The sequence below is a fragment of the Paenibacillus peoriae KCTC 3763 genome (genome assembly GCF_000236805.1).
GTDB classification, from domain to species: Bacteria; Bacillota; Bacilli; order Paenibacillales; family Paenibacillaceae; genus Paenibacillus; species Paenibacillus peoriae.
Map to the genome: position 1 here is coordinate 146,512 of NZ_AGFX01000011.1, position 14,285 is coordinate 160,796.

Consider the following 14,285-nt stretch of genomic DNA (forward strand, 5'->3'; position numbering starts at 1 on the left):
GCAGCAGCAGGTCGACATAGCCGGCTGCCGATCGCCGCGCCGAGTCTAAAACTTTATTTGCTCAGTCTACAACTTTATTTCTTAGTCTAGTACCTTATTTTCTCCTGACAGTATTAGCTATTTATTGGACAACCCTTTTCCCATTCCTTTGAGAAAATGAATGCCAAAGCCCATTGCCCGGTTTACATCCGGATCATTCATCGCCTTCATGAGATCGCGCAGCCGAGTTTTTTTGTTCTGCTGCAGATGCTCTTCGGCCTCGGTCAGGCCTGAAGTCACGCTGCTGGTCAGCTTGTTCATCAGTTCGGGGTCTACTTCGGATAGCATCCCGGCTGCCCCCATCAGGTTGTTGATGATATTTGTTACAGGTTTGCGTGTCGCTTGTCCCATAGCGATTTTGGCGATGCTTTCTTTGGCCTTCAGCATAGACTGTGCTGCTTCGAGAAGACCGCTGTCGTGCAGCTCACGTACAATTTCGAGCGTTTTCTGCAATGCGGGCCCGTTATCTGCCAGATCAGCAGTGAGCTGATCCAGCGATTGTTGTTGTCGTTCTTCTTCTGTCAAAACACGTTTTCTTACAATTGAAATAGGTTTAGCCATGGGGCCGACCTCCTTATTTTTGATCCACCAAATCGACGTAACCCGGACGATTCCACTTCCGATCCACTTCAACCCCATTTTGCGGATGGCGTTTTTTGTAACGTGGATTGATACGCGGCAGCGGATTTTGACCGTCTACCTCCAAAACTTGCATCCGAACCTTGGCTTGTTTATAGGCCGGTGTGCGGGTAATCACGTCGAAGGCTCCACCGGTTAACAGGTTTACAGCACCATCATGGCTGGTGGAATGCATGGGTACATAGATTTCGGTTCCCTGTACCCGGTCAGTGACCAGAACACGCAGCTTGACCGCACCATAAGGCGATTCCAATCGAACCAGCGATCCGTCCTTGACTCCGCGTTCTTCAGCCAATTCAGGGGACACTTCCACGAATACTTTGGGTAGCTTGAGCTGGATACCTGCAGATTTGGTTGTCATATTTCCTTCATGAAATTGCTCAAGCAGTCGGCCGTTATTCAAGGTCAGATCATATTCAATTGGGAACTGTACCGGGGGTACATATTCGAAAAGCCCCAAACGAGCCTTTTTATCCGGGAAATGAAAGCCATTGGTATGCAGCAGCGGTGTATTGCTGCCATCCGGTGATCCCCAGTGGAAGCTGTTCCAGCCTTCCAATACGTCATAATTACATTGGGAGAAGAAAGGGGTAAGCGACGCCATTTCCTCAAAAATTTCACTTGGATGGCTATAATCCCAATCAAATCCCATATGCTTGGCAAATTGGCTGAAAATCCACCAATCCGGCTTGCTGTCCCCTACAGGACGAAGCGCCTCGTATAAACGTTGTACACGACGTTCGGTATTGGTGAAGGTTCCGTCTTTTTCCAGTGAAGGTACAGCTGGCAAAATGACATCTGCGAATTCTGCTGTCTTGCTTAGGAATACATCCTGGACGACAAGGAAATCCAAATTGGCAAGCATATCCTGGGTATGGTTGGAGTCCGCATCCACCCATGCCATCTCTTCTCCAGCGACATACATCGCTTTAAGCTCACCAGTTTTAATCGCCTCCAGCATTTGAATGTTGTCCAGTCCGCGTTGATTCGGAATCTGAACGCCGTAGGCCGCTTCGAACTTGGCGCGAATAGCATCGTTCGTCACGGGCTGGTAACCCGGTAAAATGTCCGGCATCGTGCCCATGTCGGCAGCACCCTGAACATTGTTATGTCCGCGAAGCGGGTACGCACCTGCACCTGAACGCATAAAGTTTCCGGTCACCAGCAGCAGGTTGGCAATCGCAATCGAAGTGTAAGAGCCTGCGATATTTTGTGTCACGCCCATACCCCAGCAAATGGCAGTGCCGTCGGCTTCATGAATCATGGTTGCCACCTGAATCAGCGTCTCTTTGGAAATGCCCGTTTCCTGTTCGGCAAATTCCAGTGTGTAGTTTTCCAGCAATTTCAAATATTCAGGATAGAAATTGACATGTTCTTCAATGAATCCAGCAGCATGCCAGTTTTGGTCGATGATATATTTGGCTACAGCAGATAACCATACATAATCCGTACCTTGCTTCGGACGAATGAACAGATCTGCGCGATCCGCCATTTCGTGCTTGCGCAGATCCACCGAAATCAGCTTTTGTCCGTGCAGCTTATGCGCACGTTTGATGCGGGTAGCCAGCACCGGATGTCCTTCTCCAGGCGCACAACCAACCAGTATAACCAAGCCTGCTTGAGCAATGTCTTTGATCGTACCGCTGTCTCCGCCGATGCCTCCGGTGTATTGCAGTCCCCATGACGCAGGAGATTGGCAGTATCGTGAGCAGTTATCGACATTATTCGTCTGGAAGACCTGACGTGCCAATTTTTGCAGCAGATAATTTTCTTCATTGGTAAATTTGGACGAGGAAATAAAGCCGAGCGCCTTGCCGCCATAAGTTTCTTTAATAGCTCCCATTTTGCTGGCCATCAGGCTTAGTGCTTCTTCCCAGGTTGCTTCCACGAATTCATCGCCTTCACGAATTAAAGGCGTGGTCAAACGCTGATCGCTGTTCACAAAATCCCAGCCGAATTTCCCTTTAACACATGTCGAGATGCCGTTGACAGCTCCCTCCGAGGTAGGCTGTACCTTTAAAATTTTGCGGCCTTTGGTCCATACCTCAAAGCTGCAGCCTACGCCGCAGAATGTGCAGACGGTTTTCGTTTTTTTCGTACGGGTTTCACGCATTGCTGCTTCCGCCTCGGAAATGGCAAATATCCCGCTATAGCCTGGCTCCACTTCCTTGATCAGATCCACCATCGGATTTAATAAGTCTTTATCCATGCCACTCATGAAGCCCGCTTCTCCCAGCATGGATTTCTCCATCAAGGCATTGCATGGGCAGACCGTTACACACTGACCACAGCTGACGCAGGAGGAATCGTTAATTGCGACTCCGTCATCCCATTTGACACGAGGGCGTTCAGCTTCCCAGTCAAGGGACAGTGTTTCATTAACCTGTAGGTTTTGGCATACTTCTACGCACTGACCGCATGCAATACATTGATTGGGGTCATAGCGGTAAAAAGGATGGGACATATCTACTTCCGTCGGGTCGACTTTTGGTCGATACGGATATTTTTGATGTTCAATTTCCATAAGCTCTGCTGTATTATGCAATCTACAATTACCGTTGTTGTTATCGCACACCGTACAGTAGAGGAGATGATTTTCCAGCAGTCGATCCATGGCCTCTGTTTGAGCCGCTTTCGCGCGATCCGATTGTAAATGGATACTCATTCCATTTGAAGCGCGTGTCGAGCAGGAACGCACCAGCTTTCCGTCCACTTCGACGATACAGGTGTCACAGGTGCGGATCGGATCGACCTCAGGGACGTAACACAGTTGGGGATGGGCAATGTTGTTTTCATTAATGATTTCAAGAATTGTTGCACTGCTTCTTGCTTTCAGCTCCTGTCCGTTTAATGTAATTTTGATTGTACTATCAATCACGGTTCAGGCTCCTTTCAGATTTTGAATTTGAAAATTAGAAATAAAAAAACTCCACCATAAACACAAGTGCCTGATCATGAGCACTTGTGTTTATGGTGGAGTAGTGACCAAGCTCTAAGTCCTGGAAGCCAATTCACCATAGGAGTATGTATTAATAACAAACAGCACGCACCGCTTGTATATCAATTACCTAATAATCCTTAAGATATGTCATTTTCTGCATGTCACCTTGTGTAACTATAGCGTAAAATTTAAGATAGTTCAACGGTACACTATTGAATTTTTTAAATGATAATGATTATCGTTTGAGAACAATGAAAAAGCATTGACAAACGTTCGAGGATTGCTAACAATAGAAATAGTAATCTACCGCAGAGCATTCGTGAATGGAGTGTACGTGGGGAATCGCGTACATTCTATTTGTCGCAGCGCTTGTTAGTTTGATTTTTCTATATCACATGATGTAAGGATTTGTGAAATCCTGATGTAGATAAATTAACCGGCATTTAGCAGATTCTTCGATTTCCAAAAGCGAAGAAGTTGTTGCGATGCCGGTTTTTTGGCTATTAAGCTGAAATCAAGGTGCTTGATCGCTGTTGCCCAAATTTCTGGAATGAAGGCATCCGTTGTAGAAGTCTATAACGATGGCAGATTGAGGTGAACGTAATGACCAACCGCACCGACGATCAATGGAATCGTCCGTTACGGGACTTGAGAATATCCGTTATAGATAGATGTAATTTTCGGTGCCGGTATTGTATGCCGGAAGAAATCTTTGGGCATGACTATCCGTTTTTGCCAAAAGAAAAAATATTGACCTTTGAGGAAATTACACGCCTTTCCCGTATTTTTGTCTCGCTTGGCGTCACGAAGCTGCGTATTACTGGCGGTGAGCCTTTGCTGAGAAAGAACTTATCCTCACTCATCCATTCGTTAAACCAACTCGAAGGAGTCGAAGATATTGCAATGACGACGAACGGCGTATTTTTGCCTAAATATGCTGCGGAACTTCGAGAAGCAGGACTGGAGAGAGTAACGGTTAGTTTGGATTCGCTTGATGATGAGCGGTTCCGCCAAATGAACGGTGGAAAAAGCAGCGTAAAGGCCGTGCTGGATGGTATTGATGCTGCGGCTCAGGCGGGGATGCAGGTGAAAATAAACATGGTCGTGCAAAAGGGCTTCAACGATCAGGATATTGTGCCTATGGCTGACTATTTTCAGAAGAAAGAGCATATTTTGCGTTTTGTTGAATTTATGGACGTAGGCAACACAAACGGCTGGAAATTGGATCAGGTCGTTTCCAAGCAGCAAATCCTCCATACCATTCATGAGCAAATGCCCTTGGAGCCTGTTCCGCCCCAGTACACTGGTGAGGTGGCGACGCGTTACAGGTATCGGGACAGAGAGGGGGAGATCGGCATTATTTCGTCTGTTACGGATGCCTTCTGCTCCACATGTACACGAGCGAGAATTTCTGCTGAAGGCTCCTTGTACACGTGTCTGTTTGCCTCTCAAGGGTATGAGCTTCGGACGATGCTGCGCTCCGAACAGTCCGATGATGAGATTAGGGCTTACATCGAGCGTGTTTGGAGAGGGCGTACCGACCGCTATTCTGAGGAACGGCTGACCCATACGCAGCGAACATTGTCCAAAATTGAAATGTCACACATTGGCGGGTAACCGGAGAGCCAGCCTGCCAGAAACAAAGGAGTGGAGCACATGGAAAAGCCGGCTGAGGTACGGCGCGAGATTTTGCGTTGTTGCGACGGACAAGTCAAGCGTTTTGAAGACACTGTGGTGACGGAGCAACCGGTGACTATCAAAATCAATCAGCAGGAATTTGCTACCATGGTTTGTACACCGGAGTATGTGGAGGATATGGCGATAGGTTTTTTGGCCTCTGAAGGCGTCATTCAACGGTACGATGATATCGAAGATCTGTGGGTTCAGGAAAAAGAAGGCTTTGTTCATATCAAAACCCGCCGCATGAACGAGTTTTATCAAAATTTTCATTCCAAACGGTATATCACCTCCTGCTGCGGAAAAAGCAGACAGAGCTTCTATTTTGTGAATGATGCTAAAGTAGCCAAAAGAATGAATGACACTCATGTGATGCTGTCCTTTGACGACTGCTTCCGCCTGATGGATTTAATGCAAAGCTCGGCACATACGTTCCAGGAGACCGGCGGAGTTCATAATGCCGCACTATGTGACAAAAATGGGATTATCCTGTCGAGAATGGATATCGGCCGTCACAATGCACTGGATAAAATTTATGGATATTGCTTGAAAAATGATATTGTATTACACGACAAAATCATTGTATTCAGTGGGCGCATTTCGTCTGAAATCTTGTTGAAGGTCGCGAAGATTGGCTGTGAGGTCGTTTTGTCCAAGTCAGCTCCCACAGAGCTTGCGCTTGAATTGGCTGAGGATCTGGGGATTACTACAGTCGGTTTTATACGGAGTCATTCGTTAAATGTGTATACACATACTGAACGGATTGATGAATTGGTTGAATTTAAAATATAATATAAGAATCCGCAATGTACACCAGTACAGTTAGCCAACATGGAATAAAATCTCTTTTCCGAGGTATTTGCTCATGTTGGTTTTTCTTGGTGTATCTATGGACAGTCATTGTACCTGGAAAGGGGGGAGCATGTTAAATGAAATATCATATTCAAGTATTTGCCGGCCTTGCTGAACATATGGGAGGGCCTATGATCACGGTGCCTACTGAACAGGAAGCGATGACCATTACTGAATTAAAAGGCTTGTTGTCTGAGCGTTTTCCTGAGGCAGCCGCCCAACTGCAAAGCGCTTTTGTTGCCAAAAATCAAGTTTACGCTGCTCCAGAAGAGCTAGTAAGTATACATGACGAGATTGCGATCATCCCTCCGGTTTCAGGAGGTTAGATTTTTCAGTGCAGGCTGGTTAAATTCGACAGATGAGGTACAAAGGGGTCAGATGCATATGCAGTACCGTATTCAACTATCCGCGGCGATGGCGGAGCAACTTGGTGACGTGATTACAGTGGAGCTTTCACAGGAAATCGTGACGATCGCAGACATTCGAAAAAGACTACATGAGCAATATCCGGAAGTAGCTTCACAGCTCCAGGGCTCTTTTTTTACCCGCCATAAAAGGCTGGCTTCTCCTGACGAGCTTATTCTTCCATCTGATGCAATCGCTCTTCTTCAATCGGCACCCGGTATGGAAACGGTTATTTCAAAATGTGGGTTATTCGCTATCACATACGACCCGATTGATGCCGATGAGGTAGCCTCCAAGGTACAAGAACCTTCTCATGGAGCCTCGCTGACCTTTAGTGGAACGACTCGGGAATACACGCAGGGTCAGCGAACCGTGCTGCTTGAATATGAGGCGTATGTCCCAATGGCGATGAATACGATGAAGCAAATTGGTGACGAAATTGCAGAGCGTTGGCCATCTACACGCACTGCAATGACACATCGGCTTGGCACGGTGAGGATTGGAGAGACGAGTGTCGTGATTGCTGTTTCTGCTGCGCACCGCGATACATGCTACGAAGCCAGCCGCCATGCCATTGAACGGTTAAAGCAAATCGTGCCGATTTGGAAAAAGGAAGTGTGGGAGGACGGCTCAGAGTGGAAGGGACATCAGTTGGGTGGCTGGAACCCTCATAATGCCCAATAGCTTCCGAATGAGGGCGAGGCTATCTGGAATGTTAGCTTGTCTGATCAATTTGTCGCTATCAATGGATAAGAAGTATGGGGGCGTAAATCAACGATGTCAGAAATAAGCAAGGACCAGACAACGGGTGTTGATGCACAAGCACATACACATGCGTCTCATGCCCGTTATTCCAGACAAGAATTATTCTCGAAAATTGGAACGACAGGTCAGCAAAATATCCGCAGTAAGCACGTCCTGATGGTGGGTGCCGGCGCACTGGGTACGGCCAATGCGGACATGCTGGTGCGAGCGGGCATCGGACGGCTGACGCTGGTAGACCGTGATTATGTAGATTGGAGCAATCTGCAACGCCAGCAGCTCTACGACGAAGCGGATGCCCGTAATCAGATGCCCAAGGCGGTGGCCGCCCAGAAACGATTGCAGCAAATCAATTCGGACGTGGACATCCGTGCGCTAGTCCGGGATGTATCGCTGGAGGAAATCGATGATATCGCGGCAGGGGTAGACCTCATGATAGATGCCACCGATAACTTCGATACACGTCTGCTGATGAACGATTACGCAGTCAAGCACCGAATTCCCTGGATTTATGGAGCGTGTGTGGGCAGCTATGGGACAACCTTTACCATCGTGCCGGGGCAGACACCGTGTCTGCATTGCCTGCTCGGAGCTGTACCGCTTGGTGGTGCCACCTGCGACACGGTCGGGGTGATTAGTCCGGTTGTACAGATGGTGGCGGCTTACCAAAGCGCCGAGGCATTGAAGCTGCTCACCGGGGATGATGCAGCTTTGCAGAACAGGCTGATTTCCTTCGATCTGTGGAACAATCAGCACCAGGCGATCCATGTAAGTGCCATGAAAAAAGCCGATTGCCCGACGTGTGGCGAGCATCCAGTGTATCCCTTTTTACAAGCGGAGCATCAGGCTAAAACGGCTGTCTTGTGCGGGCGCGATACGGTTCAAATCCGCCCGGCGCTGGGTGCTGTACGTGATCTGAATGAAACGGCTCACCTGTTATCCCGTCAGGGGGGCAAGGTGGAGCATAATCCATACTTGGTATCCGTCGTTATCGGGACGCATCGAATTGTTCTTTTTCAAGATGGACGCGTCTTAGTTCATGGCACGAAGGACATCGCCGAGGCGAGATCTATTTATCACAAATATTTGGGTTGACCAAGTCCTGGAGCTGGGTAGCAGCCATCATTCTATTTTCTTTTATTATGCTTATGCTTTCGAATCGGCTGGTAAAGGATTAGTCGGTTTGGAGTAAGATCAGACGCAGTCTGCCGAAAAGGTGGGCTGCGTTTTATTTGTCTTGAGAAAATAAAGTCTTTGTGTCCAGGGTGTTCCGTCATGATCGCGAGGTTGAGGATTTCATACGGCAACACCGCCGTTCCTAGGGTATTTGCCAGCATAGGGCGGTAGCGGTCGGTATGGAGCATCAGATCACCGGCGGCCAGGGAAATCGCAGGTAGGCTGGCGCAGTGAGGAGATGCCGTGATTCGCCAATGTGTGCGAGGCGCTGTCGACGCTTGGCATTAGAGGCACCGGGAGTCTGCCGACGGTGGAGGCCGTCCTCCGTTTGCAAGCGGGACAGGCTTAGTGAGTTTATGGTATAATTTTCAAGACTAAACAAGGGGAGATGAGGAAGCATGATGAAATTTGGGAAAATTTTTCTGGCGGGTTTAGCCATGGTTTTGGGGCTTGGTCTAATGGCCGGAAATGTACAGCCCCCCTCAGCCTCTGCGGCTGGTGCAGCATATTACGTGGCCACGAGCGGCAGCGACTCCAACGCCGGAACGAGCGACGCGCCGTGGAAGACGATTCAGTACGCGGCCGACGTGGCTCCAGCAGGCAGCACGGTTTATGTCCGGGGCGGCGTGTACAATCAGAAGCTGAAGATTACCCGCTCCGGCTCCGCTTCGCAGGGTCCCATTGTGTTCACCAACTATGGGACGGAGACCGCTACCATTGACGGCACCGGACTTTCGGTCAGCGGGACCCAAGGGCTGATCGAACTGGCCGATGTCGATTACGTTACCGTTCAGGGGTTGGAAATCCGCAATTTTACGACTGCTTCCAAGAACGCGGTGCCTGTAGGTATTTATGTCCACGGATCGGGCGGCTTCATTAATCTGTCCAACAACAAAATCCATGACATCAAAAACACGGTCACCCCGAGCGGCAAAGATCGGCTGGGCCGGGACGCCCACGGCATCGCTGTTTATGGCACGAAAGCTCCGGCTTCGATTCACGACCTTACGATCAGCGGCAATGAGCTGTACAATCTCGTGCTAGGGTCAAGTGAATCGCTCGTTTTAAACGGCAATGTGGATGGCTTTATGGTGACTGACAACCTCATTCACAATAATGACAACATCGGGATTGATCTGATCGGCTTTGAGGGAACCGCGCCGAATACCACTTACGATCAGGCGCGAAACGGGTTGGTGAAGGGCAACCGGGTGTACAATAATTCTTCCAATAATAACCCATCTTACAAGAAAGACGACAACTCGGCTGGCGGCATTTATGTGGATGGCGGCAAGGACAGCATTATCGAGCAGAACTACAGCTACAATAACGACATCGGCATCGAAATTGCCTCCGAGCATGCCGGCAAAGCCACCAGCAATATTACGGTCCGCAGCAACGTGATATATAACAACCGGCTGACCGGCATCGCCTTGGGTGGTTACGATGATGAGCGCGGCTCAACGGTAAACTGCAAGATCGTGAACAATACGCTGTACAAGAACGATACGTTTGACGGCGGAAGCGGCCAGCTTTTCGTTCAGTACGATACGCAAAACAACGTGATCAAGAACAATATTTTCGTAGCCAGCTCCACGGGTGTGTTGATCTACAATGAATACACCAAAAATTCCGGCAATGTTGTGGATTATAATTTGTATTTCGCTCCGGGCGGCAGCTCGGAAGCCAACTGGACATGGAAAAATAAGGAATATACGGGTTTCTCCGCTTATAAAAAGGGGACCGGCAACGATGCACATTCTTTGTTTATCGACCCCAAATTTGTGAATGCTGCAGGAGGCGATTTCCATCTTCAGTCTTCGTCTCCGGCAATCGATGCCGGTGACACGGACCGTGCCATCATCGGAACGCTGGATATGGACGGGAAGCCTAGAGTACAGGGAGCCGCTGTGAACATCGGCGCCTACGAGTAAGCCTCATATTCAATGAAAAACAGTGCGTACCGATACTATGCGGTGCGCACTGTTTGTACGTTTTTACTATGTTGCTTGTATAGAATCAAAATATTCCGGATTACGTACCGTGATATTCTGACTGGAGTAGTTTTTTTATAGTTAGATATGAACTTGACTTTTAAATTCGAAAATCTCATCAACAGCTTGTTGATACCCACCTGATTTTCGAAACGATTCCCTCATATTTGCAACAGCTTCCTTGAAAGATGAGTGGCTTAACACATGCTCTACAGCTTCACGTAGCTGATTTGCAGTCAAGCTTTGCATTTGTAATTTGATGCCTGCTCCGATATTGGCGACTTGCCCCGCAATGATCGGCTGATCCGCGCTCTGTGGGATTACAATTAGCGGCACCCCGTAATAGAGACCTTCATGGGTGCTGTTCATCCCACCATGTGTAATAAATAATGTAGTGTTTTGCAGTACATCAGTTTGTGGAACATAATTTTTTACGATGAAGTTTTTAGGGATTTCCCCTAAATCAGAAATTTGAATTTTATTCCCAATAGACATAACAATCGTATGATCCGTGTTCCCCAATGCCTCAAAACAAAGCTTATAGAAATCAATGGCTTGGTTAAAGACGGTACCCAGTGAAATATAAATTGGGTTCTTCCCCTTGATTGCAGTAAAATCGAAGTTTTCTTGAGTTGTTCGTGAAGAGATGGATGGACCTACGAATTTATAAGTTTGGTCGAATGCTTCTCCATTAGGTTGAAACTCCTTTGTTGTATAAACGATTGTAAGTGGTGCAGGATTACAAAACACTTCGTAAGGAGAATGGATCTCCACATCATATTTTTCCTTCACCATTACCGTCAGACTTTGAAATTTATCGCTTATAGGTTTAACCATTTCTGCAGGAACTTGTATAGAAAATTGCTCCAACATTTGATCGAATGATGCTTTTGTCTGCGCAAAAGAAGTACAAGAGTTAATTGCAGGAAGCTTAAGAATTTGAGCCAGTAAACGTCCACAACCAAACATGGAATCATGGATAATATAATCAAAATGTTCTCCTTTGATCTGTTCAAGAACACTTGGTATGACGATATCTGCCGTAAGTAAAAGACCGTTGATTCTTTCAAGTAAATAATCTCTTCCACCTGAGATAAAGGCTTGTATAAATTTCTGATCGTCAAATGTCCGCACTGAAGCTCCCGTCTTCTCAATACGCTCCCGAAAAGCTTCAATCGAAAAGTACACTACCTCTTCGCCACGCGAAATAAGCTCTTGCACAACTCCAAGCGTTGGATTGATATGTCCCTCTGCTCCACCATTAATAAATAAAACACGCGCCATTTTTACCACTCCTTAGGCATTCTGTTCTATGAAAAATCTCAAGACTCTAATCACCATATTATTCCTATATTCTGTCGGTTAGTTCAATAAAAAAGGACGCACTGCGCCTTCGCTTAAGCTACGTCCCCCTCATGATATTACCATTTCCAATTATTAATTAGCACATACGCAATTAGCATGTAGTGCTTTAAAAAGATCTATAGCTTAATCATAGCACTCAGAAAACTCTATTATCCATCTACAGTCTTTTTTTATCAAAATGAAAAATAGGTAACAAAAGTATGTTCCAAAAATCACTTTCTCTTGCTCTCTGTTTTATATGAAAGGAATCGGTTATGATGGAAATAGTAACAAGGATTTTAGTAGATTTAGGAGAGCGGTGCGTTATGAGGAAGGAAACGGGTTTTAACGAAATTATTCGAAAAGTACGAAAAGAGCTATTTGGGAAAGGCCCAGAACGCATACATACGACTTTTGTAGATAACATGGCCATCACGATGCTGTACGGTAATTTAACTCCATCCGAAAGGTTTCTGGCGCAAGAGGCTTCCGGGAAAGAGATGGTGCATGCAGCCCGGACCAAGATGGTGCAAAAAATCTATCCCGCACAGTTCAATAAAGAACTGGAGGATTATATGGATTCCCGGCTGCTGTATCTCTTTTCAGATATTAAAGTGGAAGAGGATATCGCCATCTCCGTTTTTGTGTTTGAGGACAATATAACAGCGAAATAGGGCGAGGGTGAAGCTGATTTTTTATACATGATTTTTTCTTCGATATTGATATTGGGACCACTGGTAGAGAATAAAGCATCCGATACAAAAACCTAGAATCGCTACTACTGCTGCTACCAGCACCATCGCCGAGAACACATACGCGACAATGCTCCACTGGAATATAAATCCTACCCAAGCCACCAGCAGGAAAAAGACGGCCAGGAGCTGATTAAATCTTTGCTGTCCCCGATCTTCTTGCATATACGAGGAAGGGCTTTTCTTCAAAAACAGCTTGGCTACCCGCATCACCGGATTGAAATTGAATATGACGCCGAGCAACCCCGCTACAAGCGGAATAGCCAGCACCCAGTATACTCCTGTAATCCAGGTGAAAACTACAGACAACACAATCACCCACTGATTAGCCCTGACCAACGGACGTGGAATCGAGGCTGTGACTTGATTCATATATATCAACCTTTTCTTATCGGAATAAAATAAATATTTAAAATTATTATAACGTAACCTGTGAAGAATAGAAACCTTAAAAACGGAGGAGTCTACATAGATTATGAAAAAAGATGATTTTGGCAATAGAATGAAAGACTATGAGAATGCCTACAGATTAAGTCTGCCACGCCGTCTACCCGTAATTATCAGGATCGACGGTGCTCATTTTCATACCTTTACACGTGGAATGACAAAGCCTTTTGATGAGAATCTAATTTTGGCATTATGGGAGACATGCAAATATCTGGCTCAGAACATTATGGGATGTAAACTAGTGTATCATCAGAGTGATGAAATCTCCCTGCTTCTTACGAATTATGACAAATTAACGACACAGTCCTGGTTTGAAAATAATCTTCAAAAGATGGTGTCCATATCTGCCTCTCTCGCTACAGCCAAATTTAATGAGGAAATCCAAAAAGTTTACCCTGATAAGCCTTTAGCTATTTTTGATGCAAGAGCATGGATTTTGCCCCACGATGAGGTTACAAACTACTTTCTGTGGAGACAACAAGACGCTACTAAAAACAGTATTTCTATGGTGGCCCAAGCCCATTTTAGGCACTCGGAACTTGAGGGATTAAATGGGAATCAGCTGCAGGATAAGCTGTTTAGGGAAAAAGGATTAAACTGGAACGACCTTCCGGTCTGGCAAAAGCGGGGCATTTGTATTACCAAACAACAATATCATAAAGGTGAAGCCGTTAGAAGTAAGTGGGATGTTGATCATGAGACACCCGTTTTTTCGCAAAACAGAGATTATATTAACCAATATGTATATCTAGATAAGGATGTGTGAGATTTGGAGTGTGTCATTTTTATCGGAATTCAGGCTTCGGGCAAGTCGACATTTTATAAAGAACATTACTTCAATACACATATGCGGATAAATCTCGATATGCTTAAAACACGGAATAAGGAAAATATTTACCTTCAAGCCTCCATCGAAACAATGCAGCGCTTTGTTGTAGACAATACGAATCCAACAGTCGTGGAACGGAAGAAATATATAGATGCTTGTAAAAATAAGGGGTTCAAGATTATTGGTTACTACTTTGAACCCAATTTTATAGAATCCATCAAGCGTAATGAGGAGCGCACAGGCAAAGAGCATATTCCTGAAATCGGTATTAAAAGCGTAATGAGTAAACTAGAGATCCCCAGCTACGAAGAAGGATTTGATGAACTCTACAGCGTAATCTCCAGTGAAGGAGCGTTTCAGATCAAAAAGCTGCCGGAAAATCATACAATACAGGGGGGAGATACTTAAGTAAAGCGGTAATTTGCTTT

General features: G+C 46.2%; 13 protein-coding genes. 9 read left to right on the top strand and 4 right to left on the bottom strand.

Annotated elements, in window-relative coordinates; all coding sequences use genetic code 11:
* Window positions 1–117 precede the first annotated feature (117 nt).
* Both KQI_RS0103105 and fdhF read right to left on the bottom strand, forming a co-directional pair.
* Window positions 118–600, bottom strand: a complete 483-nt coding sequence (locus KQI_RS0103105) for a helical membrane plugin domain-containing protein (protein WP_010345252.1) — start codon at window positions 598–600, stop codon at window positions 118–120.
* 13 nt (window positions 601–613) lie between these two features.
* Entirely contained in the window at window positions 614–3,556 is a 2,943-nt protein-coding gene (gene fdhF / locus KQI_RS0103110) for a formate dehydrogenase subunit alpha (RefSeq protein ID WP_010345253.1), read from the bottom strand.
* A gap of 666 nt (window positions 3,557–4,222) precedes the next feature.
* Here fdhF and moaA point away from each other — a divergent pair.
* From moaA to KQI_RS0103140, 6 genes are all read left to right on the top strand, one after another.
* Window positions 4,223–5,236 carry a GTP 3',8-cyclase MoaA gene (moaA, locus tag KQI_RS0103115; RefSeq protein WP_010345254.1) on the top strand — a complete coding sequence of 338 codons (1,014 nt, stop codon included), beginning with the start codon at window positions 4,223–4,225 and terminating at the stop codon, window positions 5,234–5,236.
* A 39-nt stretch (window positions 5,237–5,275) separates the two neighbouring features.
* Window positions 5,276–6,088 carry a formate dehydrogenase accessory sulfurtransferase FdhD gene (fdhD, locus tag KQI_RS0103120; RefSeq protein ID WP_010345255.1) on the top strand — a complete coding sequence of 271 codons (813 nt, stop codon included), beginning with the start codon at window positions 5,276–5,278 and terminating at the stop codon, window positions 6,086–6,088.
* A 137-nt stretch (window positions 6,089–6,225) separates the two neighbouring features.
* A complete protein-coding gene (locus tag KQI_RS0103125) occupies window positions 6,226–6,474 on the top strand; it encodes a MoaD/ThiS family protein (protein WP_010345256.1) in 249 nt (82 codons plus the stop codon).
* Window positions 6,475–6,532: 58 nt separating this feature from the next.
* Complete coding sequence (locus tag KQI_RS0103130) at window positions 6,533–7,237, top strand: molybdenum cofactor biosynthesis protein MoaE (RefSeq protein WP_010345258.1); 705 nt, start codon at window positions 6,533–6,535, stop codon at window positions 7,235–7,237.
* Window positions 7,238–7,330: 93 nt separating this feature from the next.
* Window positions 7,331–8,410 carry a thiazole biosynthesis adenylyltransferase ThiF gene (locus KQI_RS0103135; protein WP_010345259.1) on the top strand — a complete coding sequence of 360 codons (1,080 nt, stop codon included), beginning with the start codon at window positions 7,331–7,333 and terminating at the stop codon, window positions 8,408–8,410.
* Window positions 8,411–8,889: 479 nt separating this feature from the next.
* A complete protein-coding gene (locus KQI_RS0103140; RefSeq protein WP_010345260.1) occupies window positions 8,890–10,425 on the top strand; it encodes a right-handed parallel beta-helix repeat-containing protein in 1,536 nt (511 codons plus the stop codon).
* A gap of 141 nt (window positions 10,426–10,566) precedes the next feature.
* Here KQI_RS0103140 and KQI_RS0103145 read toward each other — a convergent pair whose 3' ends face one another.
* A complete protein-coding gene (locus KQI_RS0103145; protein ID WP_010345261.1) occupies window positions 10,567–11,769 on the bottom strand; it encodes a macrolide family glycosyltransferase in 1,203 nt (400 codons plus the stop codon).
* A gap of 386 nt (window positions 11,770–12,155) precedes the next feature.
* On the opposite strand from KQI_RS0103145, the gene KQI_RS0103150 reads away from it, so the two are divergent.
* Window positions 12,156–12,503, top strand: a complete 348-nt coding sequence (locus KQI_RS0103150; RefSeq protein WP_010345262.1) for a Na-translocating system protein MpsC family protein — start codon at window positions 12,156–12,158, stop codon at window positions 12,501–12,503.
* A 21-nt stretch (window positions 12,504–12,524) separates the two neighbouring features.
* On the opposite strand, the gene KQI_RS0103155 is transcribed toward KQI_RS0103150, so the two are convergent.
* Entirely contained in the window at window positions 12,525–12,953 is a 429-nt protein-coding gene (locus tag KQI_RS0103155; RefSeq protein ID WP_010345263.1) for a DUF4395 domain-containing protein, read from the bottom strand.
* 103 nt (window positions 12,954–13,056) lie between these two features.
* Between KQI_RS0103155 and KQI_RS0103160 the strand changes: the two genes are divergently transcribed.
* A complete protein-coding gene (locus KQI_RS0103160) occupies window positions 13,057–13,794 on the top strand; it encodes a tRNA(His) guanylyltransferase Thg1 family protein (RefSeq protein ID WP_010345264.1) in 738 nt (245 codons plus the stop codon).
* Between the two features lie 3 nt (window positions 13,795–13,797).
* Window positions 13,798–14,265 carry a bifunctional polynucleotide phosphatase/kinase family protein gene (locus tag KQI_RS0103165; RefSeq protein ID WP_010345265.1) on the top strand — a complete coding sequence of 156 codons (468 nt, stop codon included), beginning with the start codon at window positions 13,798–13,800 and terminating at the stop codon, window positions 14,263–14,265.
* Window positions 14,266–14,285: the final 20 nt, after the last annotated feature.